We start from the raw sequence: 24907 nt of genomic DNA on the forward strand, positions 1-24907 counted from the left end.
AGATCGGGGGAGTACGGGGGTACGGGGGCTCAGACGGTCTTGGGGGTGAGGGTGCGCAGGGAACGGTCGGGCAGGGTGATCGCCAGGAGCAGCGCCGAACCGACGGCCATGAACAGGGCCAGGTCGTGCAGTCCCGGGGTGTCGGCGCGGTGCGGGAAGAAGGCCGCGGTGGCCGCGGACGCGGCGAGTGCGCCGAGGTACATGAAGGTGCGCAGCAGTCCGGCGGCGGACGCGATGCGCGCGGGCTCGGCCTGCCGGTACAGGGCGTTCTGCGCGGCCAGACCGAGCAGCCCCTGCGGTACGCCCAGCACGGCGCCGACGGCGAGCAGCAGCCAGACCGGACTGCCGGAGTTCACCAGCAGCAGCGAGACACAGCCCACGACCTGGACGGCACCGCCGACGAGCAGCCTGGCGCGGACCGCCTCACGCCGCCCGGTGAGGGAGGAGACCCCGAGGGCGGTGGCCGACAGCGGCAGCAGGACGAGCCCGGCGGTGGAGGCGTGCAGCCCGCGCCCTTCCTCCAGCCACTGCGTATAGCCGTAGAGGAAGGCGTACGAGGTGGTGTAGGCCAGGAACTGGCGGATGTACGTGGTCACCAGGGGGAGGTTGCCGCCGAGGACGCGCAGGTCCACGAAGGGCTCCGGGACGCGGAGTTCGCGTTTCGCGAAGGCGACGGCCGCTACGGCGGAGAGGGCCGGGAGGTACCACTCCGAGAGCTTCGGGGCGGTCAGGAACATCATCAGCGAGACCAGCATGACGGCGAACAGGAGCATGCCGGGCGGGTCGACGTCGCGCCGGGTGTCCGCCGTGTCCTTGCTCGTCCTCGGGAGCCGTAGCGCGCCGAGGACCAGACAGGCCACGGAGAGGGGCACGTTGACGGTGAAGATCGCGCGCCAGCCGCCGACGCCGATCAGGAAACCGCCGAGCGTGGGACCGATCACCGACACCGTCTGCGCGGAGACGGCCAGCGCGGTGAGGACGCCGGCCGGGCTGTCCTGGCCGGTGCGTTCGGCCTCGCTGCGGGTCAGCTGCATCGCGGCCGGATACGCGGCCGAGGTACCGAACCCGAGCAGGACCCGGGCCGCGATCAGCACGCCGAGCGACGGCGCGAGGGCGCCCATGACGCCGGCGATGCCGACCAGGCCCGTACCGATGAGGTAGAGACGCCGGGGCCCGTACATGTCGACGAGCCGCCCGATGACCGGCTGCCCCACGGCCGTGGCGAGATAGAGCGCCGAGACCAGCCAGACCGTCTCCGAGGGCGGGGCCCCGAAGGCGATGCCGATCGGCACGAGGGCCACGGCGATCATCGAGGAGTTGATCGGGTTGAGAACGGAGCCGAGGACCATGGGCGCGATCAGGCGCCGGTCGAAGCCGGTGGGGGCGGACCGCGTGGCCCGTACTACCTGGGTGGGCTTCGCTATCACTGCTCCGACAGCCGTTCCATCAACGCCAGCGCGTCGAGAATCGTCCGCCGCTCCTGCTCGGTGTACCGGTCCTCGAAGGCGCGGGCGAGCCACTCGGAGCGGACCTGCCGGTTGTCCTCGATGCGCTCGCGGCCGGCCTCGGTGAGGGTGACGAGCTGCCTGCGGCCGTCGTCGGGGTCGGGGCTGCGCCGGATGAGCCCGTGCTGGTCGAGGGCGGCGAGGGTGGCGGCCATCGACTGCGGCCTGACCCCCTCGGCGGACGCCAGGGCACTGGCCGTGGCCGCGCCGTGCTTGCCGACCAGGGTGAGCGCCGACTCCTGCGAGGGCGTGAGGTCCTCGTCGGTCGCGACCTCACGGATCCTGCGGCGCAGCCGACTGAGCACGATCCGCAGATCGCGGGCGGAACGCGCCGCCGAGTCGGAGACGCCCGCGGGGGTCTCGATGGGCTGGTGATCCATGCCCTCCACCGTAGAACCGCCAAGGGAAAACTGTCCAGTCCAGACTGCGCAGTTTGAACTGTAGATCGCATACGGCCGCCCGTGCGCTCCTCCAGAACCACGCCCACCCCTGGCTAGGCTGAGACCGTGCGTCTGCTGCTCATGTCCGACACCCACCTCCCCAAGCGCGCCAAGGAACTCCCCGCGCAACTCCTCGCCGAACTCCCGCGCGCCGACGTCGTGTTCCACGCCGGCGACTGGGTCGACACGGCCACTCTCGACCTGCTGGAGACCCGCAGCCGCCGGCTCATCGGCGTCTACGGCAACAACGACGGCCCCGAACTGCGCGCCCGCCTACCGGAGTTGGCCTACGCCGAGCTGGGCGGCCTGCGCTTCGGCGCCGTCCACGAGACGGGCGCCGCCCAGGGCCGCGAGGCGCGCTGCGCGGCCCGTTTCCCCGACCTGGACGTGCTGGTCTTCGGGCACAGCCACATTCCCTGGGATACGACGGCCCCCACCGGCCTGCGCCTGCTGAACCCGGGGTCGCCGACGGACCGCCGACGCCAGCCGCACTGCACATACATGACGGCGACGGTGAACGACGGCAGGCTGACGGATCTTGTGCTGCATCGGTTGCCGCCGAGGATCTGACGTGAGGGTGACCGTCAACTCGCGGTGCAGCCCCACGACTTCATCCTCGGGGCGCCGCTCCCCGATGGATCGCCCCCACCGCCCCCGTCAACGGTGCCCCCGTCCCGCCCCACCGCAGCGCGACGATCTCGGCAGCCACGGACACGGCCACCTCCTCGGGCGTACGGGCCCCGAGGTCAAGACCGACCGGTGAGCGCAGTCGGCCCAACTCGGCCTCGCCCAGGCCGGATTCGAGCAACCGCCGCTTACGGTCGTCATGCGTACGGCGACTGCCCATCGCCCCGATGTACGCGGCCGGCCGGCGCAGCGCCTCCTCCAGCAGGGGTACGTCGAACTTCGGGTCGTGGGTCAGGACGCAGATCACCGTCCGTTCGTCGGTGTCCGTGCCGTGCAGATAACGGTGCGGCCAGTCCACGACCACCTCCACCCCGGGCGGGAACCGCTTCGGCGTCGCGAACACCGGGCGGGCGTCGCACACGGTGACCCGATAACCGAGGAAGTCGCCGATCCGGGCGACCGCCGCCGCGTAGTCGATCGCCCCGAACACCAGCATCCGCGGCGGCGGCGCGAAGGAGTGCAGAAACACGGCGACGGAGTCCTCACGCCGCTCACCGCGCGGGCCGTAGTGCCGCAACCCGGTTGCCCCGAGGGCGAGTTCACCGCGGGCGTCGGCCGTGACCGCTACGTCGAGGCCGGTCGAGCCGAGGGTGCCGAGGGTGCCGGGGATGTCGGAGATTCTGGAGACGCCGGGGGTGCTTGAGGTGTCGAGGGTGTTTGAGGTGTCGGGAGTGCTTGCGGTGCTGGGAGCGTCGGAGGTGCCGGGCGGGGCGGGCGCGCGAGGTGTGCTGGGCGCGCTGGGGGTGCCGGAAGCACTGGGGGTGGCGGAGGTACCAGGAGCGCTGGCGGCACCGGGGGTGTTGCTGGCGCCGGGAGTACCGGGCGTGCCGGGAGTACGGGGAGTGCCAGGCGTACTAGGGGTGCCGGGGGTGCCAGGGGTACCGGAGGTGCCGAGAGCGTCAGAGGCGTCGAGAGCACCAGGGTCACCAGGGGAGCTGGGAGCACCGACGGTGCCAGAGGTGCCAGAGGTGCCAGAGGTGCCAGAGGTGCCAGAGGTGCCAGAGATGTCAGGGGTGTCAGGCGTGCCGGCGGCGCCGAAAGCGCGAGAGGCACCGCGCCCGCCAAGGGCACCGGCCCCGCCACCAGCCCCGCCGAGATCACCACCGCCCCCACCCACCCCCTCCGGCCAAACCGCCAGCGTCGCCCCCCGCCCCACCAGCCCGTCAACCACTGTCGCCACCGTCACCGGCTCACCCGCCGCCACCGACCGAGCCACCGCCCCGAACGCGGGATCGAGCTCGGGCGTGACCGGCCGTACCAGCACGGTGATCTCGCCGCCGCAGGTGAGGCCGACCGCGAAGGCGTCCTCGTCGCTGTAGCCGAAGGTCTCCAGGCGGGCCTCGCCGCTTGCCACGACCTCCCGTGCAAGCTCGAAGACCGCGCCCTCCACGCAGCCGCCGGACACACTGCCCACGACCTCGTCGCCCGGCCCCACCGCCATCGCCGCACCGGGATCACGCGGCGCGCTGCGGCTGACCGCGACCACCGTGGCCAGGCCGAACGGGGCGTGTGCGGCGTACCAGCCGCTCAGCACCGGGAGAAGGTCACGCATGCTCGGCTCCTGTCAGCACCGTCCACCGCCGGACGCCGCAAGCCTCGCATCCGGGCCCTGGCCTGCACCGGAGCGCCACGCGCCCACCTCACCCCACCTCCCCGGCCCGGCATTAATCCGTTGCCCCGGCACCCCCGCCCCTGCTGCACTACCGGAGACGAGCCAACGACGACCGAGGAGCACTGAGATGCGCGCACCCTTCATGTCCGCCCAGGAAGGAACGACCCCCTCACCAAAGGACATGACACCAGGTGCACTTGCTCAACCTCGGGATTCTCGCGCACGTAGACGCCGGTAAGACCAGCCTGACCGAGCGCCTGCTGCACTCGGCCGGTGTGATCGACGAGATCGGCAGCGTCGACGCCGGGAACACCCGCACCGACACCCTCGCGCTGGAGCGCCGGCGCGGTATCACCATCAAGTCGGCCGTCGTCTCCTTCCCGGTCGACGACGTGACCGTCAACCTCATCGACACCCCCGGCCACCCGGACTTCATCGCCGAGGTGGAACGAGTCCTCGGCGTACTCGACGGCGCCGTCCTCGTCATCTCGGCCGTCGAGGGCGTCCAGCCGCAGACCCGCATCCTGATGCGCACACTCCAACGCCTGCGCATCCCCACGCTTCTCTTCGTCAACAAGATCGACCGACGAGGCGCACGCTACGACGACCTCCTGTCGGAGATCGCCGGACGGCTCCGGGCGGCCGTGGTTCCCATGGGCGCGGTCGAGGGACTCGGGGCCCGCGAGGCCCGCTTCCTGCCGGGGCTCGACCCCCGCGCACCCGCCGTCCTCGCCGAACACGACGACGAACTCCTCACCGCGTACGTCGAGAACACCGTCTCCTACGACCTCCTGCGCACAGCCTTCGCCGCCCAGACCCGCCAAGTCCTCGTGCACCCCGTCTACTTCGGCTCCGCCATCACCGGCGCCGGTGTCGACGCGCTGATCACCGGCATCAAGGAACTCCTCCCCGCGGCCGAAGGAGATCCCCAAGGCCCGCTCTCCGGCACGGTGTTCAAGGTCGAGCGCGGACCGGCGGGGGAGAAGGTCGCCTACGCGCGGATGTTCTCCGGCACCCTCCGCACCCGCGACCGCGTCACCTTCGGCGACACGAGCGACACCGGCAAGGAGGGCAAGGTCACCGCGATCAGCGTCTTCGACCAAGGCACCGACGCCGAGCGGGGCGCTGTCCCGGCGGGCCGCATCGGCAAGCTGCGAGGCCTCGGCGAGATCAGGATCGGCGACTCGATCGGCGTACCGCGCAAGGCGGTTGAGCGCTTCTTCGCGCCTCCCACCCTCGAAACCGTCGTCGTCCCCGGCCCGGACGCCGACCCCCGCGCCCTGCACCTCGCGCTCACCCAACTCGCCGAACAGGACCCCCTGATCGGCCTGCGCCACGACGAAGTGCGCCAGGAAACCGCCGTCTCGCTCTACGGCGAGGTCCAGAAGGAGGTCATCCAGGCCACGCTCGCCGACGAGTTCGGGGTGCACGTCTCGTTCCGCGAGACGACCCCGCTGTGCATCGAGCGGCCCAACGGCACTGGCGCGGCGGTCGAGTTCAACAAGAAGGACGCGAACCCCTTCCTCGCCACGGTCGGCCTGCGCGTCGAACCGGGCCCGGTCGGCTCGGGTGTGCGGTTCGGACTGGAGGTCGAGCTGGGCGCGATGCCGTACGCCTTCTTCAAGGCCGTCGAGGACACCGTGCGCGAGACGCTCGGCCAGGGACTGCACGGCTGGCGGGTCACCGACTGTGTGGTCACCATGACGCACTCCGGCTACTCGCCCCGGCAGAGCCATGCCCACCAGGGCTTCGACAAGAGCATGTCGAGCACCGGGGCCGACTTCCGCGGGGTGACCCCGCTCGTTCTCGTCGAGGCGCTGCGGCGGGCGGGGAGTCAGGTGTACGAGCCGATGCACCGGTTCCGTGTCGAGGCGCCGGCCGACACCCTCGCCGCGCTGCTGCCGGTGCTGGCCGCGCTGCGCGCCGTACCGCGGACCACCGAGACGCAGGGGGCGCTGTGCGTGTTGGAGGGGGATGTGCCGGCGGCCCAAGTGCACGGGCTGGAGCGGCAGTTGCCGGGGCTGACGCGTGGGGAGGGCGAGTGGGAGAGCGCCTTCGACCACTACGCACCCGTCGCACACGGCATCGTTCCGGAACGGGCACGCACCGACCACAACCCGCTGAACAGGAAGGAGTATCTGTTGAACATGACACGTCGAGTGGCCTGAAATGTGTCAACAGGGCTTGAGGCGCGCAGACTTACTCGTGAGTCAGAAGTGTTGACAGTGTCCGGAAATCACCGGACTGTAGTGGACATGACGAATATCCGGGCGCGTTTGATCGTTGTCCTGGTTGTCCTCTGCGGATTCCTGTCGGTGCTGGGCGCTGGGCCAGCAACCGCCGCCACCCCAACCGACTCCCTCTGGTTCGACGGTTCAGCGCTGACCGTGCAGAACGGCAGCTTCGTGGACAGCTACGGCCGCCAGGTCGTGCTGCGCGGCTACAACGTCTCCGGTGAGACCAAACTGGCGGAGAACGACGGTCTCCCCTTCGCCTCGGTCGCCGACGCGAAGAAGTCCGCGACCGCGCTGCGCGCCCTCGGAGGCGGCAACTCGGTCCGCTTCCTGCTCTCCTGGGCTTACGCCGAACCCGTCCGAGGCCAGGTCGACACCGCGTACCTGGCCGCCGCCACCGCGCAGATGCAGGCGTTCCTCGACGTCGGCATCCGCGTCTACCCCGACTTCCACCAGGACCTCTACTCCAAGTACCTGTTCAACAGCGGAAGTTGGTACACCGGCGACGGCGCCCCCAAGTGGGCCGTGGCGCTGGGGGGTTACCCGCAGGAGTCCTGCGGCATCTGCCTCTTCTGGGGTCAGAACATCACCCAGAACTCGGCCGTGACCAAGGCGCAGTACGACTTCTGGCACAACAACTACGGCCTCCAGGACTCCTTCCTCGCCACCGCCCAGTCGACCATGACGTACATCCAACAGCACCTGAGCACCGACGAGTTCGCGGGTGTCGTCGGCTTCGACCCGTACAACGAACCCTTCGCCGGCACCTACGACTCCGGCCAGACCAGCCGCACTTGGGAACAGAACGTGCTGTGGCCGTTCTACGTGAAGTTCCGGGCCCGGATGGACGCGGCCGGCTGGACGGCCAAGCCCGCCCTCGTCGAGCCGAACCTCTTCTGGAACTCCAACATCTCAAGTCAGGTGCAGGAGGGGGGACTTCTGGACGCGGGCACGCTCGGCTCGCGGTACGTCTTCAACACCCACTTCTACGACCAGAAGGCGATCTCCGGGATCCTGATGTGGGGCAACGCGGCCGACGGTCAGTACTCGACCGACTTCGGGACGGTTCGTGACCGGGCCGCCGCGGCCGGCACCGCCGCCATCGTCAGCGAGTTCGGGCACCCGCTGTCCGGAACGGTCTCCGGCAAGGCGCCCACCGTACTCAAGGCGATGTACCAGGCCCTCGACTCCCGTCTGCCGGGGGCGAGTTGGTGGTCCAACCCGGCCGGCTCGGGTCCGGTTCTGTCCGGCACCCAATGGCAGTGGGACATCTACAACGGCCGTCACCACGAGCTGATGAACGACAACGCCGACAAGGTGCTCACCTCCGGCGACGCCTGGAACGACGAGGACCTCTCCGCCGTCAACATGACCGACTCCGGAACGGTGACACTCCGTCAGGACGCCCGGCTGCTCGACCGGATCTACCCGAGCGCGACCGCCGGCACCACGGTCGCCTTCACCTACGAGGACCGCTCCCGCGACGGCTCGACGACCCTGACCTGGAACCCGGTCCCCAGCTCGCTCCCGAACGTGTCCTCGCTGGTCGGCTCCGGCCAGTACGGCCTGCTGATGTGGCGCTCCAACAGCTCCACCGCCCCGACCGAACTCCACCTCCCGGCGTCCTTCCCGGCCGCGTCCACCACCGTGGTCTCCGACCTGGGAGCGATCTCTGGCGTCCCGGCGTACACGTCGTCGACCCCGATCGGCTTCGCCAACGAACCGGGCGGCACCGGCAGCCACCGCCTCCTGCTCTCCGCCACCGGCTCCGGAACCCTGCACTACGCCCTGATCACCAACGGCGCGTCGAGCCCCTCCTCGACGCTGCTGAGCGCGGCCAAGTCCGAACTGACCGCCTGGGCGGCGGCGCACAGCTGACAAACGCAACGGCGCCGGTCCCCGAGAGGACCGGTGCCGTTGCCGTTCGCTCAACTCCCGGACGGGCTCGTCCAGTCGGCCTGCACATGGCCCAGCCGTACACGCTGCGGATGGTCGCCCACCGGAACGGAGAGCACCTTCTGCCCGGTGGCGAAGTCGATGGCCGTCACCTGGTCGGCGCCGGCCTCCGAGATGACGCAGTCCTTGCCGTCACCGCTCACGGTCGCCCAGTACGGCGTGGACGCCGTGACGAGCGGGCCCTCCTGGAGGGTGGCCCGGTCCACGACCGTCGCGTAGTTGTCCATCGTCCCGGCGACGCACAGCTTGGTGCCCTCGGGGTTCATCGAGATGCCGTGATGACGCGAGTCGAGCAGCCAGGTGGTGCGGTCGGTGCTGGTCGCGGGATTCGCCGGGAGTGTCTTCACGCGGGTGATCTTGTCGGTGGCGACGTCGTACTCCAGGAAACCGTTGAAGAACGACACCTGGAAGTACAGCTTGGACCAGTCCGGTGTGAAGGCTGCCGGGCGGACCGCGTCCGAGAAGTTCGTGAGGCCGATCGCGTCCAGCCGGTCCCGCATGTCGATGATCTTGACCTGCTTGAACGTGGTGGCGTCGACGACGGTGATGTGCCGGTCGCCCTTGGTCCAGTCCCAGGCCGGATCGTCGAGGGAGGTGGTGACCTCGCCGATCGCCATGTTCCAGATGTACTTGCCGCCGTTGGTGAAGAAGTTCTCGTGCGGCTTGTCGCCGGTGGCGAACTCACCCAGTTCGGCGCCGGTGTTGATGTCCAGCACCTGCACCTTGTTCGCGGTCGAGGCCGAGACCGCGACGCGCGTGCCGTCGGGCGAGACCGCCATGTGGTCGGCGCGGTAACCGGCCACCGGGAAACGCCAGTTGATGGTGTCGGTGGCCAGATTGATCGACACGACGTCGGCGAAGCTGGGGCGGGAGACGACGAGGGACTTGCCGTCCGGCGTGGAGTACATGTCGTCCACGTACTGGTCGTGTCCCTGTCCGACCTCGTTGTGGATGGACGTGTAGTAGATCCACTTGATCGGATCGGCGTTGATCTCCGCCAGCCGTGCCGCCTTGTCGGGGACGATGTTGATCTCCCCGATCTTCGCGAAGTCGCCGGTGGACTTGATGACGTCCGCGGTGCCGTCCCAGTTGTTGCCGACGAAGAGCACCTCGCGCAGGGCGGCGGAGGAGTCGGCTGTGGCGGCCGTGGCGGGAGCGGCTACGGTCAGGACGAGTGCGGCGGCCATGGAGCAAAGGTGCCTGGGTCTGAAGGCAGGCATGACTGCTCTCTTCTGTGAGGTGAGAGGGGTGCCGAGGTGGCGTGAAGAAATCTGAACACGCGCGAATTCAGAATGAACTTACTGAAAAGTAAGGACGGACCCTCTTCTCCGCAAGACTGTGGACACGACAAGATTGGCCGATGGTCGACAAGACAGGGGTGTGACAGTGGCGGGCAGGCTCAAGGCGCCGACCGGTCGTTACGGCGGCAAGTCCGCCGAGCAACGGCAGGCCGAGCGGCGCGGACGCTTCCTGGACGCCGCGCTCCAGCTGTTCGGCGACACCCCCGGCTACCGCGGCACGACCGTGGCTGCCCTCAGTGAGGCCGCCGGCCTGTCGACCCGGCAGTTCTACGAGGAGTTCCGCAGCCTGGAGGACGTCCTGGCCGCGCTCCACCTCCAGGTCAACGACTGGGCCGAGGAAGCCGTGCTCGTGGCGCTGAAATCGGCGGAGGGCCTGCCGCTCGCCGAGCGGTCCACCGCGATCTTCCAGGCGTACGCCGCGAACGTCACCGTCGATCCGCGCCGCATCCGCATCACCTTCGTCGAGATCATCGGCGTCAGCGCCCGGCTGGAGGAACAGCGGCTGGCCCGCCGTGCCCGCTGGATCAACCTCATCTGCGCCGAGGCGAGAGCGGCCGCCCAGCGTGGGGAGGCGGCGCGGCGCGACTACCGCATCGCCGCGGCGGCCTTCATCGGCAGCGTCAACGGCCTCCTCCACGACTGGAGCGCGGGCTGGGTCGACGCCACACTGGACGAGGTCGTCGAGGAACTGGTCCGCCAACTGCTCGGCATCATGCAACCGCCCGGCTGGAAGCGCTAGTTGGAGTCGTCGCCCGCCGCGTGCTCCTCCAGGCGGCGGGCCAGCGCACGGACCAGATCGCGCAGCGCGGCGGGGCGTTCGATGACGAACGGGCGGTCGAGGGCGGCGAGAACGGGCGGGATCCAGTCCAGCCGCTCGGCCCGGATACGGACATGGACCCAGTCGTCGTCCACCGCCCCGGCGGGCGTGGACAGCGTGGCGATCTCGGCCGGGAGATGACGCCGAATGTGCGGCACCTCGCCCCGGATCCGCAACGCCACATCGTGCGTCCACGGCGTACGCGCGAGGCTGTTCAGCACCGTGGCCGCCGGGTCGAAATCGTCCGGTACGGCGAACGAACCCGGCCGGACGCTCATGTCGGTGATCCGGTCCAGCCGGAAGGTGCGCACCTCCCCGTCGGCCGGGTCCGCGCCGGTCAGATACCACCGCCCGGCATGCGCCACGAGACCGTACGGCAGGACGGTACGGTCGCCGGCCCGGCCCTTCCGGTCGGTGTAGCCGATGGCGACCGGCCGCCGATGGAGCGCCGCCTCGGCGAGTTCCAGCAGCACCCCGGTCTCCGGCGCGGTGGCGGGACGGGACCGCGCGGTGAAGTCCGCCGTGTCCAGCAGGGCGTCCAGCCGTCGGCGCAGGGCGGCGGGCAGCACCCGGAGCAGCTTCGCCGTGGCGCTCTCGCCCGCCGCCGTGGACGTCGTGACGAGCCCCGCCCTACGGCCGGCCAGGAGACCCAGCACCACGGCCAGGGCCTCCTCATCCGTGAGCATCAGCGGGGGCATCCGATAGCCCGGAGCGAGCCGGTAGCCGCCGTAGCGGCCACGGACCGAGTCGACCGGCACGCCCAGTTCCAGCAGGTGGCCGACGTAGCGGCGGACCGTGCGTTCGTCGACGCCGAGGCGGGCCGCCAGGTCGGGGACGGTGCGGAGGCCGCCGCCCTGGAGGATCTCCAGCAGGGCGAGCACGCGGGCGGTCGAGGTGGTCACCCCGAAAGTCTGCCTCGGATACCGGGCGGAAGCTGTCCGGTATGGGTCCTAGCGTGAGGGACGCCCCCTCAAGGGGGTTCATCCGGCACCGCATCCGGTCTCGGATTCTCGACCTCTGACAGGACGTCCTCATGAACTTCGTCTCGATCCGCGTCATCACCGACGACGTCGCCCGCCTCGTCGGCTTCTACGAACGGGTCACCGGCGTCACGGCCGCCTGGTCGTCCCCCGACTTCGCCGAACTCGCCACGCCTGCCTGCACGTTGGCGATCGCGAGCACCCGCACCGTGGCCCTGTTCGGCACCGACTCCGCACGTCCCGCCGCCAACCACTCGGTGATCACGGAGTTCCGGGTCGCCGATGTCGACGCCGAGTACGAGCGTCTGGCGCCGCTCGACTGCGAGATCGTCCAGAAGCCGACGACGATGCCCTGGGGCAACCGCTCCCTGCTCTTCCGGGACCCCGACGGCAACCTGATCAACTTCTTCACGCCGGTGACGCCCGAGGCCGTGGCGCGGCAGGAGCGCTGAGCGGACCTATCCGCCGAGCCTGTCGAGCGCGGCCAGCACGGGCGCGAAGCCGTCCTCCGCCCGCACCCGCGCGCCCAGGTCCCGCGCGCGTTCGGCATGACCCGGTTCACGCGTGGCCCGTACGAGTGCGGCGGAGAGGGAGTCGGCGGTCAGGCCTCGCAGCGGTACGGCGCGGGGAGCCACGCCCAGGGCGACCAGGCGGGCGGCCCAGAAGCCCTCGTCGAACTGGATCGGCACCGGCACGGCAGGTACCCCGGCGCGCAGCCCGGCCGCCGTTGTGCCCGCGCCGCAGTGGTGGACCACGGCTGCCATCCTCGGGAACAGCGCCGCGTGCGGGACCTCGCCCACGGTCAGGACGTCGTCGCCGGTCGCTTCGAGGCCGCCCCAGCCGCGCTGGATCACCCCGCGCAGCCCGGCCCGGCGCAGTGCGCGCACGATCTCGGCGCTCAGCCGCTCCGGATCGGGCACGGTGGCGCTGCCGAGCCCGACGAAGACCGGATCCGGGCCGGAGTCGAGGAAGTCCCGTAGTTCCGGCGGGAGTTGGGCGCCGCCGTCGTACGGCCACCAGTAGCCGGTCACCGTCAGTCCGGGCCGCCAGTCGGCGGGGCGGGGCACGATCAGGGGGCTGAAGCCGTGGTGGACGGGCCAGTCGTGCCGGTCGCGGGCCCTGAGCGCGGCGCCGGGACGGGTGCGGGGCAGACCCAGACGGGACCTCAACTCCGGTACGGCGGTGGTGAAGACGTGCTCCACCGCGCGGTTCACCCCGCGCCCGGCGACCCGGTTGCCGACCGCGCCCCAGGAGCCGCCGCCGAGCACCGGTGGCGCGAACTCCCGTGTGGGTGCCAGGGGTTGGAGGTACACGCCCATGCTCGGCAACGACAGCCCCTCGGCGATGGCATGCCCCAGCGGCCCCAACGAGCTGGACAGCAACAGCACTTCGCTCGCCCGGGCCGCCGTCAGCAGATCGTCGGTCATCCGTCCAACCAGGGCCCGCGCCATCGCGACCACGCGCAGCAGCTTGCCCCCGCCCGAGGCGCTGCGGTGCAGTCCGCGCCCCCGTGAGGACTCCAACTCGGCCCGGGGGTCCACCGGAAGAGGGTGGAAGGCGACGCCCGAGCCCGCCACCAGGGGTGCGAAACCCGCGTGGGTGACGAGGGTGACCTCGTGTCCCGCGCGGGCCAGGGCATGCCCGAGTCCGGTGTAGGGGGCGACGTCGCCCCGGGATCCCGCCGTCATGATCGCTACGCGCACGCCGGTCAGTATCCCGTCCGGTGGGCGACGGGTGGGGGATTCCAAGTGCCCCTCGTGTCACAGCCGTTGACTTCGTCCTCTGGCGGCTCTATTTTCAGCGCGCTGTTTCGTTCGATTACTCGATCCTTGTTCGAGATTTCGAAAATATCGGCAAAGGAGCCGCATGTTCCGCACCCCCGTCCTGCGCGTCCTCGCGATGGTCGCGGCAGCAGTCACCCTGCTTCTCTTCACCAGACCCGCCCCCGCGGACCCCCTCCACACGGCCCCGGTCGCCTCGACGACCCGTCAAATAGCCGTGCCCACCGCCCCGATGGGCTGGGCCTCCTGGAACAGCTTCGCCGCGAAGATCGACTACAGCGTCATCAAGGCGCAGGTCGACGCGTTCGTCGCCTCCGGACTCCCGGCGGCCGGCTACAACTACATCAACATCGACGAGGGCTGGTGGCAGGGCACCCGCGACAGCGCGGGCAACATCACCGTCGACACCAGTGAGTGGCCCGGCGGGATGAGCGCCATCGCCGACTACATCCACAGCAAGGGCCTCAAGGCCGGCATCTACACGGACGCCGGCGCGAACGGCTGCGGCTACTACTACCCGACGGGCCGCCCCGCCGCCGCGAACACCGGCAGCGAGGGCCACTACGACCAGGACATGCTCCAATTCTCGCAGTGGGGCTTCGACTTCGTGAAGGTCGACTGGTGCGGCGGCGACGCCGAGGGCCTCGACGCGGCGACGGCGTACAAGGCGATCAGCGCCTCGGTCGCCAAGGCCACCGCCACGACGGGCCGCGCGCTGACCCTCTCGATCTGCAACTGGGGCTACCAGAACACCTGGAACTGGGCCACGGGCCTCGCCCCCATGTGGCGGACCAGCACGGACATCTACTACTACGGCGGCACGGCGTCCCAGGCGAGCGTGCTCTCCAACTTCGACCAGACCCTGCACCCGGCCGCCCAGCACACCGGCTACTACAACGACCCCGACATGCTCACCGTCGGCATGTCCGGCCTCACGGCGGCCCAGAACCGCACCCATATGGCCCTGTGGGCGATCTCCGGCGCCCCGCTGCTCGCCGGCAACGACCTCACCACGATGACCAGTGAGACCGCCGCCATCCTCAAGAACTCGGACGTCGTCGCCGTCGACCAGGACGCGCGCGGACTCCAGGGCGTCAAGGTCGCCGAGGACACCACCGGCCTCCAGGTCTACGGCAGGGTCCTCTCCGGCACCGGCAACCGCGCGGTCGTGCTGCTCAACCGCACCTCGTCCGCCGCGAACATCACCGTCCGCTGGTCCGACCTCGGTCTGACCAGCGCCTCCGCCACGGTCCGCGACCTCTGGGCGCAGTCGAACGTCGGCTCGTACGCCACGAGTTACACCGCCAGCGTCCCGGCGGGCGGCTCGGTGATGCTGAAGGTGAGCGGCGGCACCGAGGCGGCGAGCACGAACTACGCCGCCACCTCCACCGGCAAGTACACCTCGGTCAGCGCGGCGAGCACCGGCCTGGACGTCGTCGACATCCCCTACACCAACACCGGTTCCACCGCCGTCACCGGCACCCTCCAGGTCAACAGCCAGACCGCGACGACGGTCTCCTTCCCGCCGACCGGATCCAGCCAGGGCACGGTCTCGGTCCAGGTCGATCTGTCGAAGGGCTCCGCCAACTCCCTCACCTTCACCGGCAGTTCACTGCCGACCCTGGGAGCGATCAACGTCCAGCCCATCCCCGGCACGAACGGCAATCTGGTCGTCGGCACCGGGTCCGGCCGCTGCGCCGACGTCTACAACAACACCATCACCAACGGCACGCAGGCCGAGATCTGGGACTGCAACGGCGGCCAGAACCAGGCCTGGACGTACACCTCCCGCAAGGAACTCGTGGTCTACGGCAACAAGTGCCTGGACGCCTACAACAGCGGCACCACCAACGGCACCAAGGTCGTCATCTGGGACTGCAACGGCCAGAACAACCAGAAGTGGACCGTCAACTCCAACGGCACCCTGACCAACGTCAACGCGGGCCTCTGCCTGGACGCGTCCGGCGCCGCCACGGCCAACGGCACCCTGCTGATCCTCTACACCTGCGGCACGGCGAACAACCAGAAGTGGACGCTGACGTAGCCGTACCGGCTCCCGCACGGCACATCGTCCCGCCGGTCGTCAGGACCGGCGGGACACGCGTCCCTAGGCGAGCGCGAGGGTGACCAGGCCGGTCGCCGCGAACAGGGCACACGCCAACAGGCAATAGGCGAGCGTGCGTTGTCGAAGTCGTCGGTACGTCTCCTCGTACTCGTCCCGCAGTTGACGGCCCCGCTCGGCCGTGCGCTGCCACGACAGACGGCTGAGCGCCAGGTACTCCACCTCGAACTGCCGCTCCACCTCGGCCCGTTGGGCATCGGTGAGCCAGTCGAGCCGTGCCGTGAAACGGGCGGCGGCGGTACGGCCCTCCGCGTGCGCGGCGGCGATCAGCAGATGGCCCTCGATGTCGTTGAGGAAGGCCCCGGTGTCGACGGGGTGTTCGTCCATGGCGGTCACCGGGGTGTCAACTCCCGTTCCAGGGCCGGGATATCGGCGTGGTGGAGGTCGAACGCCGGGGACTCGCTGCGGATGCGGGGGAGGGAGACGAAGTTGTGCCGAGGTGGCGGACACGAGGTCGCCCACTCCAGTGAACGGCCGTAGCCCCACGGGTCGTCGGCCTCGACCTTCTTGCCGTACTTGGCCGTCTTCCAGACGTTGTAGAAGAACGGCAGCAACGACAGGCCGAGCAGGAACGAGAAGATCGTCGACACCGTGTTGAGCGTCGTGAGGCCCTCCACCGCCAGATAGTCGGGAATCCGGCGCTGCATCCCGTTCACGCCCAGCCAGTGCTGGACCAGGAACGTGCCGTGGAAGCCGATGAACAGCGTCCAGAAGGTGAGCTTTCCCAGGCGCTCGTCGAGCATCTTGCCGGTCATCTTCGGCCACCAGAAATGGAAGCCGGAGAACATCGCGAACACGACCGTGCCGAACACGACGTAGTGGAAGTGGGCGACGACGAAGTACGAGTCGGAGGTCGAGAAGTCGAGCGGCGGGGACGCGAGCATGACGCCGGTCAGGCCGCCGAACACGAACGTGATGAGGAAGCCGGTGGCCCAGAGCATCGGGGTCTCGAAGGACAGGGACCCCTTCCACATGGTGCCGATCCAGTTGAAGAACTTCACGCCGGTCGGTACGGCGATGAGGAAGGTCATGAAGGAGAAGAACGGGAGGAGGACTCCGCCGGTGACGTACATGTGGTGCGCCCAGACCGTCACCGAGAGGCCTGCGATCGAGATGGTCGCGGCGATCAGTCCCATGTAGCCGAACATCGGCTTGCGGGAGAAGACCGGGATGACCTCGGAGATGATGCCGAAAAACGGCAGCGCGATGATGTACACCTCTGGATGCCCGAAGAACCAGAACAAGTGCTGCCACAGCAACGCCCCGCCGTTCGCCGCGTCGAAGACATGCGCCCCGAATTTCCGATCCGCCTCCAGCGCGAAGAGCGCGGCGGCGAGAACCGGGAAGGCCAGCAGGACCAGGACGGCGGTCAGCAGCACGTTCCACACGAAGATCGGCATGCGGAACATCGTCATGCCCGGTGCGCGCATGCAGATGATCGTGGTGATGAAGTTGACCGCGCCGAGGATCGTGCCGAAGCCGGAGAAGGCCAGACCCATGATCCACATGTCGGCGCCGATTCCGGGGGAGCGGACCGCGTCCGAGAGCGGGGAGTAGGCGAACCAGCCGAAGTCCGCCGCGCCTTGGGGAGTCAGGAATCCGCCTACCGCGATCGTCGAGCCGAAGAGATACAGCCAGTAGGCGAACATGTTCAGGCGGGGGAAGGCGACGTCCGGGGCGCCGATCTGCAACGGCATGATCCAGTTGGCGAAGCCCGCGAACAGGGGTGTCGCGAACATCAGCAGCATGATCGTGCCGTGCATCGTGAACGCCTGGTTGAACTGCTCGTTCGACATCAATTGCAGGCCGGGTCTGGCGAGTTCGGCACGCATGAGGAGCGCCATCACGCCGCCGATGCAGAAGAACCCGAACGCCGTGACCAGATACAGCGTGCCGATCGTCTTGTGGTCCGTGGTCGTCAGCCACTTGATGCTCTTGAGGTCTCTCACGCCCCGCCTGTGTCCGCGCCCCGCCCGCACGTCACACTCGAAGGACGCGAGGAGAATCACGAAATCGGGTGTGACGATCGGCCCGGTGCCGGACACGAACGGGACATGAGCAACGACGAGAACTTCGCCGCTGCCTATCGCGAGCACTACTGGGCGGTCAGCCGCTATGTTGCGCGGCGACTGGACGGGCGGAGCGGTGAGGTCGAGGAAGTGGTGGCGGAGGTCTTCACCGTCGCCTGGCGCCGGCGTGCGGATCTGCCGCCGGTGCCGTTGCCCTGGCTGTATGGCGTGGCCCGTAACTGCCTGGCCAACGCGGTGCGGGGGTACGGGCGGCGGCGTCGGCTCGTCGAGCGGTTGGGCAACGACGAGAGTGCGCATGGTCGGCAGGTTGCGGTCGGGCCCGATGTGGAGGCCCCCGGCGGTTGGGTGCATGAGGCGTTGGCGAGGCTGTCGTCCGCCGATCGGGAGGTGCTGCGGTTGACGGCGTGGGAGGAACTGGGGGTGGACGAGGTGGCCGTCGTCCTCGGGTGTGGTTCGCGGGCGGCGGCGATGCGGTTGCATCGGGCTCGGCGGAGGTTGAGAGCGGAGATTGATCGGCTTGCGGTGCTTGGAGGGGCGGGGTGTTGAACGTTCGAAGTGCCGCGATTCGTTGTCGGTTGGCTGCTGCGCCGTCGTGGCTGGTCGCGCAGTTCCCCGCGCCACTGAGGGATGCTGCCACTATCCCCTTGAAGGATCAGTGCCATGGGTGATGAACTCGAACTCCTGCGTAGCGCCAACCCGTTCACCAGTGACGGGTCCCTCTACGGCGACGGGCCGCTTGACCATCACGCGGAGCGCGGGCTCAACCGGCTGGTGAATGAACGGCGTTCACGGCGTCGGCGGATGCTCTGGAGCCTCGCGGCCGTAGCTGCCGTCGGTGCGACCGTGCTCACCCTCGTGCTCGGCGGGCCGACCGGCACTCCTGCCGTGGCGGCTCCACGGGCACTCGTGGTGCAGGCGCACTCCACGCCCGTATCGCTCAAGCAGCTTGCCGCCCTCGCCGTGGCGACCGCCGCCGACGGAACTCCCGCTCTGCGCAAGGGGACCCACGTGCAGACATGGAGCCTCGGCATGTCCGACGACAAGCCACCGGTCACCGTCCCCGAGGAACGCATCGTGCGCTGGAACGCCGACGACAGTCACACGGAACGTGTCGTCGAGGGCGGGCGTGTCCTCAAGGAGACGACGTTTCCGCCGAGTTGGAGCGATGTTCCGCCCGATGCCCGGCCGCCGCACGACGTGGCGGGACTGCGGGCCTATCTCCAGGAGGCGGCGTACAGCAGGACGCCGTTGACCACCCCCGAACTCCTCGGCGTCATCGGGGAGTTGCTGGACCGGTGGACGCTCGGGGCGCGTGAGTCGGCCGCGTTGGCGCGGCTGCTCGCGGGGGCGGACGGGCTGCGGCCGGTGGGGGAGGTCACCGACCGGCTCGGGCGGCACGGGCAGGCGTACGTCTATCAGCAGTCCGCCACCCGGCTGATGCTGATCATGGACCCGGCCACCGGCGCCGTCCTCGGAATGGAGAGCACCTTCACGAAGGACCAGCCCGAGTACGGCGTCAGGGCCGGGGACGTCATGGACTACAGCGCGTGGACCCGCTGATCACACCCCGAGCTGCCGGGCGGCGGCCGTCACCGTCTGCTCCAGGAGCGTGGCGATCGTCATCGGGCCGACACCGCCCGGCACCGGCGTGATCAGCGAGGCGCGCTCGGCGGCCGATTCGAAGTCGACGTCACCGACGTTGCCCGCGTTGTAACCGGCGTCGATCACGACTGCGCCGGGCTTGATGTCCTCGCCGCGGATCAGCCGGGGGCGGCCCACGGCGGCGACCACGATGTCCGCCTCGCGGACCACCGCCGAGAGGTCGCGCGTGCGGGAGTGGCAGTACGTCACCGTCGCGTCGCGGGCCAGGAGCAGCATGCCGGCCGGCTTGCCCAGGATCGCGCTGCGGCCGACTACGACGGCACGCTTGCCGGACGGGTCGACGTCGTACTCGTCGAGCAGCCGCATGATGCCGCCGGGCGTGCAGGACACGAAGCCCGGCAGGCCGAAGCTCATCGTCGCGAACGACGCGAAGGTCACGCCGTCCACGTCCTTCTCCGCCGCGATCGCCTCGAACGCGGCCCGCTCGTCGATGTGTTGGCCCATCGGGTGCTGGAGCAGGATGCCGTGCACGGTCGGGTCGGTGGAGAGCGCGGTGAGCGTGTCGACCAGTTCGGCGGTGGTCGTGGTGGCGGGCAGTTCGACGTGCCGGGACTCGATGCCCGCCTTGCGCGAACGGTTCTGCTTCATCCGGACGTACGTGACCGACGCCGGGTCCGCGCCGACCAGAACCGTCGCCAGACAGGGCGCCGTACCGGTGCGCTGCGTGAGGTCGGCGGCCTTCTTCGCGGTGTCCTCGACGATGCGCCGCGCGAGCGCGGTGCCGTCCATGAGGCGTGCCTGGGACATGATCCACTCCTGAGCTGGTTGACCAATCGCCCAGGCGCACGGCATCGACTCCGCGTGGGCCGCTCCACGGTGGTGCTCCACCTCAGCGCCAGTCACGACCCACGAACAGCCTAACCGACAGTCCTACGACGGCCCCGGCCCGCTCAGCGATGCCGGAAACCCCGCGTCCGACCGGCGGGCGGCGCCGGCAACGAACGGGACCGTGCCGCCCGTAGAACCGATCCCAGCAGCGCGGCGGACGCTCGCACGCCCGCTGCGGAAACCGGTGCTCGGCGTCGGGTCGCAACGGAGCGCGCGGGTGCCGTGGTCGCCGAGAAGGTCCAGGTCAGGCGGGTGTTGATGCGGACCCTCGGCACCAGTCCCGCTATCCGTCCCATGCCTGGATCATGGTCTGCCGGGTGATCTTGCCGTCCTGCAGCAGGAGCATCGACTCGGCGAGGACACGGGCCCCGTCCGGGTACTGACACGACTCGCTGTAGGCGACCCGGTCCCCTTGTACGACGCACTCCTCCAGCTTGTGGGTCATGTCGCGGCTGTAGACGTCGGCGAGCATGGCGCCGATCTCGTCCCGGCCGTGCAGGACCTTGGGGTGGCTGGGCTGGGTCTGGTGGTCGACGACGTGGATCTCGGCGTCGTCCGCGTAGAGCGACAGCAGTGTCGCCGCTGTGTGGTCTTCGATGCCCCGGCGCAGGGCTTCGGTGTCGAAGCCGGGGCGTGCCGCAGTGCCCATGGTGACCTCCTCGGAGGGCCGCGGCCCACACCCGAGTGAGCCGCGACGGGCCTCTCCTACGAGACTCCTCCGTTGTACCGGGGTCGGCAAACGCAGCGGCACGCTCCGCCTCACGGGTGAGCGGCGCCCGGTACCCGTGACCGCGCGGGGACCGGCCGCGTTGCTGAGGGCATGATCTCAACACGACGTATTGCCGCCGCCGTTGGACTCGCCGTCGGGGTCACCGGCCTCGTGGCGCCGATGGCGAACGCCGCCGACGCGCCCGCCTTCAAGGACGGCAAGGTCAGCCCGGTCGCCCTGCTGGACTCGCTCGCGGTGAGTGAAATCCCCGCCGAGCACCAGGCGGAGGTCCCGCGGGTCGCCAGTCAGCTGCAGGGCCTGAACCACCTGAACGACCTCCAGCAGTTGCACCAGGTCACCGACATGGCCGCGCCGGTGACGGGGCTCCTCCCCAGCATCGAGCCGTGAGCCCGCAGTACTGACCCCGCGGAGCACGCAGACCTTGAGGGCCGTCCGGAAACGGACGGCCCTCAGTCGTCCCTCGGGATCAGCCCGCCGTCGCCAGGAACTGTGTCGCCGCCAGCTCCGCGTAGAGCGGATCGGCGTCCACCAGCTCCCGGTGCGTACCCACCGCGCGGACCCGGCCCGCGTCCATGACGACGATCCGGTCGGCCATTGTCACCGTGGACAGCCGGTGCGCGACGACCAGGACCGTGGTCGTACGGGCCACATCGGCGACGGTGTCGCGCAGGGCCGCTTCGTTGACCGCGTCCAGCTGCGAGGTCGCCTCGTCGAGGAGCAGGAGACGGGGGTGGCGGAGCAACGCGCGGGCGATGGCGACGCGTTGACGTTCGCCGCCCGAGAGGCGGGTGCCCCGGTGGCCGACCAGGGTGTCGACGCCCTTCGGCAGCCGGGCGAGCAGGCCGTCGAGGCGGGTCGTGCTCAGGACGCGGGTCACGGCGTCGTCGTCCGCGTCCGGGTTGCCGAGGAGCAGATTGTCGCGCAGGGAACCCGACAGGACCGGGGCGTCCTGCTCCACATAGCCGATGGCGGACCGGAGTTGGGGCAGGTCCCAGTCCGCGAGGTCCCGGCCGTCGAGGGTGATCGCGCCGGACTCGGGGTCGTAGAAACGCTCGATGAGGGAGAACACGGTGGTCTTGCCCGCGCCGGACGGGCCGACGAACGCCGTCATGCCCTGGGCCGGTACCTCGAAGGTCACGCCGTGGTGGACGTACGGGAGGTCGTCGGCGTAGCGGAAGCGGACGTCGTCGAAGGCGAGGGTCGCGGGTTCGGCTCCGGGGGAGGGCAACTGGGCGGGCGAGGACGGGAGTTCGGCGGGGAGCTGGAGCGCCTCCTGGATGCGGGAGAGGGCGGCGGCGCCCGTCTGGTACTGCGTGATCGCGCCGACGACCTGCTGGATCGGCTGCATGAGGTAGAAGACGTAGAGGAGGAACGCGACGAGGGTGCCGACGTCGATCGCGCCCGTCGCCACCCGCGCTCCGCCCACCGCGAGGACGGTGATGAACGCGACCTGCATCGACAGACCGGCCGTATTGCCCGCCGCGGCCGCCCACTTGGCGGCCCGCACGCTCTGCCGCCACGACTCCTCGGCCGCCGCGTGCAGGGTGCGCTCCTCGCGCTCCTCGGCGCCGGATGCCTTCACCGTGCGCAGCGCGCCGAGGATCCGTTCCAGCGAGGCACCCATCACGCCGATCGCGTCCTGGGCCTGTCTGCTGGCCCGGTTGATGCGCGGCACGATCACGCTGAGGACGGTGCCCGCACCCACGATCACGGCCAGGGTGACGCCGAGCAGCACCGGATCGACCAGGCCCATCATCACCACGGTCGCGACGAGGATGAGCCCTTCGGTACCCAGGCCGACCAGCGAGTCCGTGGTGACCTCGCGCAGCAGGGTGGTGTCCGAGGTGATGCGGGCCATCAGGTCGCCGGGCTCGCTGCGGTCCACGGCGCTGATCCGCAGCCGCAGCAGATACGACGACAGCGCGCGCCGCGCGCCGAGCACCACCGACTCGGCGGTGCGCCGCAGGATGTACGAACCCAGCCCGCCCAGCGCCGCGTTGGCGACCACCAGCGCCGACATGGCGAGCAACGCCCCGGTGATCGTCCGGTCGTGCGAGAGGTCGTCGATGAGTCCCCGCGCCACCAGCGGCAGCAGCAGCCCGGTGCCGCCGGTGACCAGCGAGAGCAGCGCGCCCGCCAACAGGGCCCAGCGGTGCGGTCGTACGTAGTCGAGGAGCAGCCGCCAGGCCGGCGGACCGCTCTGCGTCCCTGCGATGCTCACGGCGCTCCTCGGGAGTCGGTCGGAGCACTCAGGCTACGTCGGCCGTCGCGGGTGGTGTCGGGCGATCCTGGGCTGTCGACGGTGCGCCCGGGGCCGCTCGGTCCCGATGGACCGAGGTGATGGTCGGAGGGCGCCTGTGGGACGCCCGAGTGCCCTTACCGATCAGTCACGCGTAGGGTCGGAGGCAGGGACAACGGCGACGAAAGGGTTCAGGACCATGGCGCAGGAAGTACGCGGCGTGATCGCACCGGGCAAGAACGAACCGGTCCGGGTCGAGACGATCGTCGTGCCCGATCCCGGACCCGGCGAGGCCGTGGTGAAGGTGCAGGCCTGCGGGGTCTGTCATACCGACCTGCACTACAAACAGGGCGGCATCAGCGACGACTTCCCCTTCCTGCTCGGCCACGAGGCCGCCGGCGTCGTGGAGTCGGTCGGCGAGGGCGTCACCGATGTCGCTCCCGGCGACTTCGTGATTCTCAACTGGCGTGCAGTGTGCGGGAATTGTCGCGCCTGTCTGCGTGGCCGCCCCTGGTACTGCTTCAACACCCACAACGCCAAGCAGAAGATGACCCTCGCCTCGACCGGCCAGGAACTCTCCCCGGCCCTGGGCATCGGCGCCTTCGCCGACAAGACCCTGGTCGCCGCCGGACAGTGCACCAAGGTCGACCCGTCCGTCTCCCCGGCCGTCGCCGGGCTGTTGGGCTGCGGGGTCATGGCCGGGATCGGCGCGGCCATCAACACCGGCAACGTCGGACGCGGTGACACCGTCGCGGTCATCGGATGCGGTGGCGTCGGCGACGCGGCGATCGCCGGGTCCCGACTCGCGGGAGCGGCACGGATCATCGCCGTGGACATCGACGACCGCAAGCTGGAGAAGGCCCGCTCCATGGGGGCCACGCACACCGTCAACTCCAAGACGAGCGACCCCGTCGAGGCGATCCGCGAACTCACCGGCGGCTTCGGCGCCGACGTCGTCATCGAGGCGGTCGGCCACCCGGAGACGTACAAACAGGCCTTCTACGCCCGGGACTTGGCGGGCACGGTTGTCCTCGTCGGTGTGCCGACACCCGAGATGAAGCTCGAACTCCCCCTGCTGGACGTCTTCGGGCGGGGCGGTTCGCTCAAGTCGTCGTGGTACGGCGACTGCCTGCCCTCGCGCGACTTCCCGATGCTGATCGACCTGCATCAGCAAGGGCGCCTGGACCTGGCCGCGTTCGTCACGGAGACGATCCAACTCGACGAGGTCGAGAAGGCGTTCGAGCGGATGCACGGCGGCGATGTGCTGCGTTCGGTGGTGGAGCTGTGATGGCCGCGCGCATCGAACACCTCGTCACCTCCGGGCAGTTCAGCCTCGACGGCGGCACCTGGGACGTCGACAACAACGTCTGGATCGTCGGCGACGACCACGAGGTCGTCGTCATCGACGCCGCCCATGACGCCGACGCCATCCTCGCGGCGATCGGCGACCGCAGGCTGACCGCGATCATCTGCACCCACGCGCACAACGACCACATCGACGCGGCCCCCGAACTCGCGGACCGCACCGGCGCCACGATCTGGCTGCACCCCGACGACCTGCCGCTGTGGAAGCAGACCCACCCCGACCGCGACCCCGACGCCCATCTCGCCGACGGTCAGGTGATCGAGGCCGCGGGCGCCGACCTGAAGGTCCTGCACACGCCGGGGCACGCGCCCGGCGCGGTGTGCCTGTACGACGCCGGGCTCGGCACGGTCTTCACCGGCGACACCCTCTTCCACGGCGGCCCGGGTGCCACGGGACGGTCGTACTCCCACTTCCCGACGATCATCGACTCCATCCGCGACCGGCTGCTGACGCTCCCGCCCGAGACGAAGGTGCTCACCGGGCACGGCGACTCGACGACGGTCGGGGCGGAGGCCGCACACCTGGAGGAGTGGATCGCGCGGGGTCACTGAGACACCGGCGAATACCCGACAGAAGGTGTCCGGCTTCTCCTGCACGATCGACACGACAGCGAGTCG

General features: G+C 69.8%; 21 protein-coding genes, 2 pseudogenes and 1 riboswitch. Of the genes and pseudogenes, 11 read left to right on the forward strand and 12 right to left on the reverse strand.

Annotation, left to right across the window (positions count from 1 at the left end):
• Positions 1-29: 29 nt before the first annotated feature.
• Positions 30-1427 (reverse strand): MFS transporter, encoded by a 1398-nt coding sequence (locus ACIBK4_RS15790; protein ID WP_398995235.1) that lies wholly within the window; start codon positions 1425-1427, stop codon positions 30-32.
• Entirely contained in the window at positions 1424-1885 is a 462-nt protein-coding gene (locus ACIBK4_RS15795) for a MarR family winged helix-turn-helix transcriptional regulator (protein WP_398995237.1), read from the reverse strand. Before ACIBK4_RS15795 ends, ACIBK4_RS15790 begins: the two co-directional genes overlap by 4 nt.
• A 126-nt stretch (positions 1886-2011) precedes the next feature.
• Between ACIBK4_RS15795 and ACIBK4_RS15800 the strand changes: the two genes are divergently transcribed.
• Positions 2012-2515, forward strand: coding sequence for a metallophosphoesterase family protein (locus ACIBK4_RS15800; RefSeq protein ID WP_398995238.1), 504 nt, complete (start codon positions 2012-2014; stop codon positions 2513-2515).
• Positions 2516-2555: 40 nt separating this feature from the next.
• On the opposite strand, the pseudogene ACIBK4_RS15805 reads toward ACIBK4_RS15800, so the two are convergent.
• Together ACIBK4_RS15805 and ACIBK4_RS15810 are read right to left on the reverse strand one after the other, a co-directional pair.
• Positions 2556-3230: pseudogene (locus ACIBK4_RS15805) on the reverse strand (XdhC family protein); the annotation flags it as partial.
• A gap of 732 nt (positions 3231-3962) precedes the next feature.
• Positions 3963-4184, reverse strand: a pseudogene (locus tag ACIBK4_RS15810) (XdhC family protein); the annotation flags it as partial.
• 251 nt (positions 4185-4435) lie between these two features.
• On the opposite strand from ACIBK4_RS15810, the gene ACIBK4_RS15815 reads away from it, so the two are divergent.
• A complete protein-coding gene (locus ACIBK4_RS15815; RefSeq protein WP_398995240.1) occupies positions 4436-6412 on the forward strand; it encodes a GTP-binding protein in 1977 nt (658 codons plus the stop codon).
• Between the two features lie 87 nt (positions 6413-6499).
• Positions 6500-8356 (forward strand): endoglycosylceramidase, encoded by a 1857-nt coding sequence (locus ACIBK4_RS15820; protein WP_398995242.1) that lies wholly within the window; start codon positions 6500-6502, stop codon positions 8354-8356.
• A gap of 50 nt (positions 8357-8406) precedes the next feature.
• Here ACIBK4_RS15820 and ACIBK4_RS15825 read toward each other — a convergent pair whose 3' ends face one another.
• On the reverse strand, positions 8407-9654 hold the full coding sequence (locus ACIBK4_RS15825; protein ID WP_262056804.1) for a YncE family protein: 1248 nt from the start codon (positions 9652-9654) through the stop codon (positions 8407-8409).
• Positions 9655-9820: 166 nt separating this feature from the next.
• On the opposite strand from ACIBK4_RS15825, the gene ACIBK4_RS15830 reads away from it, so the two are divergent.
• Positions 9821-10474: a TetR/AcrR family transcriptional regulator gene (locus ACIBK4_RS15830; RefSeq protein ID WP_398995244.1), complete on the forward strand. Its 654-nt coding sequence runs from the start codon at positions 9821-9823 to the stop codon at positions 10472-10474.
• On the opposite strand, the gene ACIBK4_RS15835 is transcribed toward ACIBK4_RS15830, so the two are convergent.
• A complete protein-coding gene (locus tag ACIBK4_RS15835; protein WP_398995245.1) occupies positions 10471-11454 on the reverse strand; it encodes a helix-turn-helix transcriptional regulator in 984 nt (327 codons plus the stop codon). The genes ACIBK4_RS15830 and ACIBK4_RS15835 overlap by 4 nt on opposite strands.
• Before the next feature lie 131 nt (positions 11455-11585).
• Here ACIBK4_RS15835 and ACIBK4_RS15840 point away from each other — a divergent pair, with 131 nt between their 5' ends.
• On the forward strand, positions 11586-11984 hold the full coding sequence (locus ACIBK4_RS15840; RefSeq protein ID WP_398995246.1) for a VOC family protein: 399 nt from the start codon (positions 11586-11588) through the stop codon (positions 11982-11984).
• A 6-nt stretch (positions 11985-11990) separates the two neighbouring features.
• Here the strand turns inward: ACIBK4_RS15840 and ACIBK4_RS15845 are convergent, their stop codons facing one another.
• A complete protein-coding gene (locus ACIBK4_RS15845; protein WP_398995776.1) occupies positions 11991-13220 on the reverse strand; it encodes a glycosyltransferase in 1230 nt (409 codons plus the stop codon).
• 178 nt (positions 13221-13398) lie between these two features.
• Here ACIBK4_RS15845 and ACIBK4_RS15850 point away from each other — a divergent pair, with 178 nt between their 5' ends.
• Complete coding sequence (locus ACIBK4_RS15850; RefSeq protein ID WP_398995247.1) at positions 13399-15357, forward strand: RICIN domain-containing protein; 1959 nt, start codon at positions 13399-13401, stop codon at positions 15355-15357.
• A gap of 63 nt (positions 15358-15420) precedes the next feature.
• On the opposite strand, the gene ACIBK4_RS15855 is transcribed toward ACIBK4_RS15850, so the two are convergent.
• Both ACIBK4_RS15855 and ctaD read right to left on the reverse strand, forming a co-directional pair.
• Positions 15421-15762, reverse strand: a complete 342-nt coding sequence (locus ACIBK4_RS15855; protein WP_398995777.1) for a hypothetical protein — start codon at positions 15760-15762, stop codon at positions 15421-15423.
• 5 nt (positions 15763-15767) lie between these two features.
• The gene (ctaD, locus tag ACIBK4_RS15860; protein ID WP_398995249.1) at positions 15768-17384 is read right to left on the reverse strand and encodes a cytochrome c oxidase subunit I; all 1617 of its coding nucleotides are present in this window, start codon (positions 17382-17384) and stop codon (positions 15768-15770) included.
• A 105-nt stretch (positions 17385-17489) separates the two neighbouring features.
• On the opposite strand from ctaD, the gene ACIBK4_RS15865 reads away from it, so the two are divergent.
• Together ACIBK4_RS15865 and ACIBK4_RS15870 are read left to right on the forward strand one after the other, a co-directional pair.
• Positions 17490-18011, forward strand: coding sequence for an RNA polymerase sigma factor (locus ACIBK4_RS15865; RefSeq protein WP_398995251.1), 522 nt, complete (start codon positions 17490-17492; stop codon positions 18009-18011).
• Positions 18012-18125: 114 nt separating this feature from the next.
• Entirely contained in the window at positions 18126-19025 is a 900-nt protein-coding gene (locus tag ACIBK4_RS15870) for a CU044_5270 family protein (protein WP_398995253.1), read from the forward strand.
• On the opposite strand, the gene ACIBK4_RS15875 is transcribed toward ACIBK4_RS15870, so the two are convergent.
• Both ACIBK4_RS15875 and ACIBK4_RS15880 read right to left on the reverse strand, forming a co-directional pair.
• A complete protein-coding gene (locus ACIBK4_RS15875; protein ID WP_398995254.1) occupies positions 19026-19874 on the reverse strand; it encodes a bifunctional 5,10-methylenetetrahydrofolate dehydrogenase/5,10-methenyltetrahydrofolate cyclohydrolase in 849 nt (282 codons plus the stop codon).
• 21 nt (positions 19875-19895) lie between these two features.
• A riboswitch (ZMP/ZTP riboswitch) is annotated at positions 19896-19980 on the reverse strand.
• Between the two features lie 258 nt (positions 19981-20238).
• The gene (locus tag ACIBK4_RS15880) at positions 20239-20604 is read right to left on the reverse strand and encodes a nuclear transport factor 2 family protein (protein WP_398995256.1); all 366 of its coding nucleotides are present in this window, start codon (positions 20602-20604) and stop codon (positions 20239-20241) included.
• Between the two features lie 171 nt (positions 20605-20775).
• Between ACIBK4_RS15880 and ACIBK4_RS15885 the strand changes: the two genes are divergently transcribed.
• Positions 20776-21072 (forward strand): hypothetical protein, encoded by a 297-nt coding sequence (locus ACIBK4_RS15885; RefSeq protein WP_398995257.1) that lies wholly within the window; start codon positions 20776-20778, stop codon positions 21070-21072.
• Positions 21073-21151: 79 nt separating this feature from the next.
• On the opposite strand, the gene ACIBK4_RS15890 is transcribed toward ACIBK4_RS15885, so the two are convergent.
• Positions 21152-22906, reverse strand: a complete 1755-nt coding sequence (locus ACIBK4_RS15890; RefSeq protein WP_398995258.1) for an ABC transporter ATP-binding protein — start codon at positions 22904-22906, stop codon at positions 21152-21154.
• Between the two features lie 217 nt (positions 22907-23123).
• Here ACIBK4_RS15890 and ACIBK4_RS15895 point away from each other — a divergent pair, with 217 nt between their 5' ends.
• Together ACIBK4_RS15895 and ACIBK4_RS15900 are read left to right on the forward strand one after the other, a co-directional pair.
• Positions 23124-24212, forward strand: coding sequence for an S-(hydroxymethyl)mycothiol dehydrogenase (locus ACIBK4_RS15895; protein WP_398995259.1), 1089 nt, complete (start codon positions 23124-23126; stop codon positions 24210-24212).
• Positions 24212-24841 carry an MBL fold metallo-hydrolase gene (locus ACIBK4_RS15900; protein WP_398995260.1) on the forward strand — a complete coding sequence of 210 codons (630 nt, stop codon included), beginning with the start codon at positions 24212-24214 and terminating at the stop codon, positions 24839-24841. Before ACIBK4_RS15895 ends, ACIBK4_RS15900 begins: the two co-directional genes overlap by 1 nt.
• Positions 24842-24907: the final 66 nt, after the last annotated feature.

Source organism: Streptomyces sp. NPDC050528 (genome assembly GCF_044457795.1).
Taxonomy (GTDB): Bacteria; Actinomycetota; Actinomycetes; order Streptomycetales; family Streptomycetaceae; genus Streptomyces.

Bases quoted from the DNA above. Each gene is read 5' to 3' on its own strand.
- ACIBK4_RS15795 (WP_398995237.1), bottom strand. From the start codon at position 1,885: ATGGATCACCAGCCCATCGAGACCCCCGCGGGCGTCTCCGACTCGGCG.
- ACIBK4_RS15820 (WP_398995242.1), top strand. From the start codon at position 6,500: ATGACGAATATCCGGGCGCGTTTGATCGTTGTCCTGGTTGTCCTCTGC.
- ACIBK4_RS15825 (WP_262056804.1), bottom strand. From the start codon at position 9,654: ATGCCTGCCTTCAGACCCAGGCACCTTTGCTCCATGGCCGCCGCACTC.
- ACIBK4_RS15840 (WP_398995246.1), top strand. From the start codon at position 11,586: ATGAACTTCGTCTCGATCCGCGTCATCACCGACGACGTCGCCCGCCTC.
- ACIBK4_RS15845 (WP_398995776.1), bottom strand. From the start codon at position 13,220: ATGACGGCGGGATCCCGGGGCGACGTCGCCCCCTACACCGGACTCGGG.
- ACIBK4_RS15850 (WP_398995247.1), top strand. From the start codon at position 13,399: ATGTTCCGCACCCCCGTCCTGCGCGTCCTCGCGATGGTCGCGGCAGCA.
- ACIBK4_RS15855 (WP_398995777.1), bottom strand. From the start codon at position 15,762: ATGGACGAACACCCCGTCGACACCGGGGCCTTCCTCAACGACATCGAG.
- ACIBK4_RS15865 (WP_398995251.1), top strand. From the start codon at position 17,490: ATGAGCAACGACGAGAACTTCGCCGCTGCCTATCGCGAGCACTACTGG.
- ACIBK4_RS15870 (WP_398995253.1), top strand. From the start codon at position 18,126: ATGGGTGATGAACTCGAACTCCTGCGTAGCGCCAACCCGTTCACCAGT.
- ACIBK4_RS15875 (WP_398995254.1), bottom strand. From the start codon at position 19,874: ATGTCCCAGGCACGCCTCATGGACGGCACCGCGCTCGCGCGGCGCATC.
- ACIBK4_RS15880 (WP_398995256.1), bottom strand. From the start codon at position 20,604: ATGGGCACTGCGGCACGCCCCGGCTTCGACACCGAAGCCCTGCGCCGG.
- ACIBK4_RS15885 (WP_398995257.1), top strand. From the start codon at position 20,776: ATGATCTCAACACGACGTATTGCCGCCGCCGTTGGACTCGCCGTCGGG.
- ACIBK4_RS15895 (WP_398995259.1), top strand. From the start codon at position 23,124: ATGGCGCAGGAAGTACGCGGCGTGATCGCACCGGGCAAGAACGAACCG.
- ACIBK4_RS15900 (WP_398995260.1), top strand. From the start codon at position 24,212: ATGGCCGCGCGCATCGAACACCTCGTCACCTCCGGGCAGTTCAGCCTC.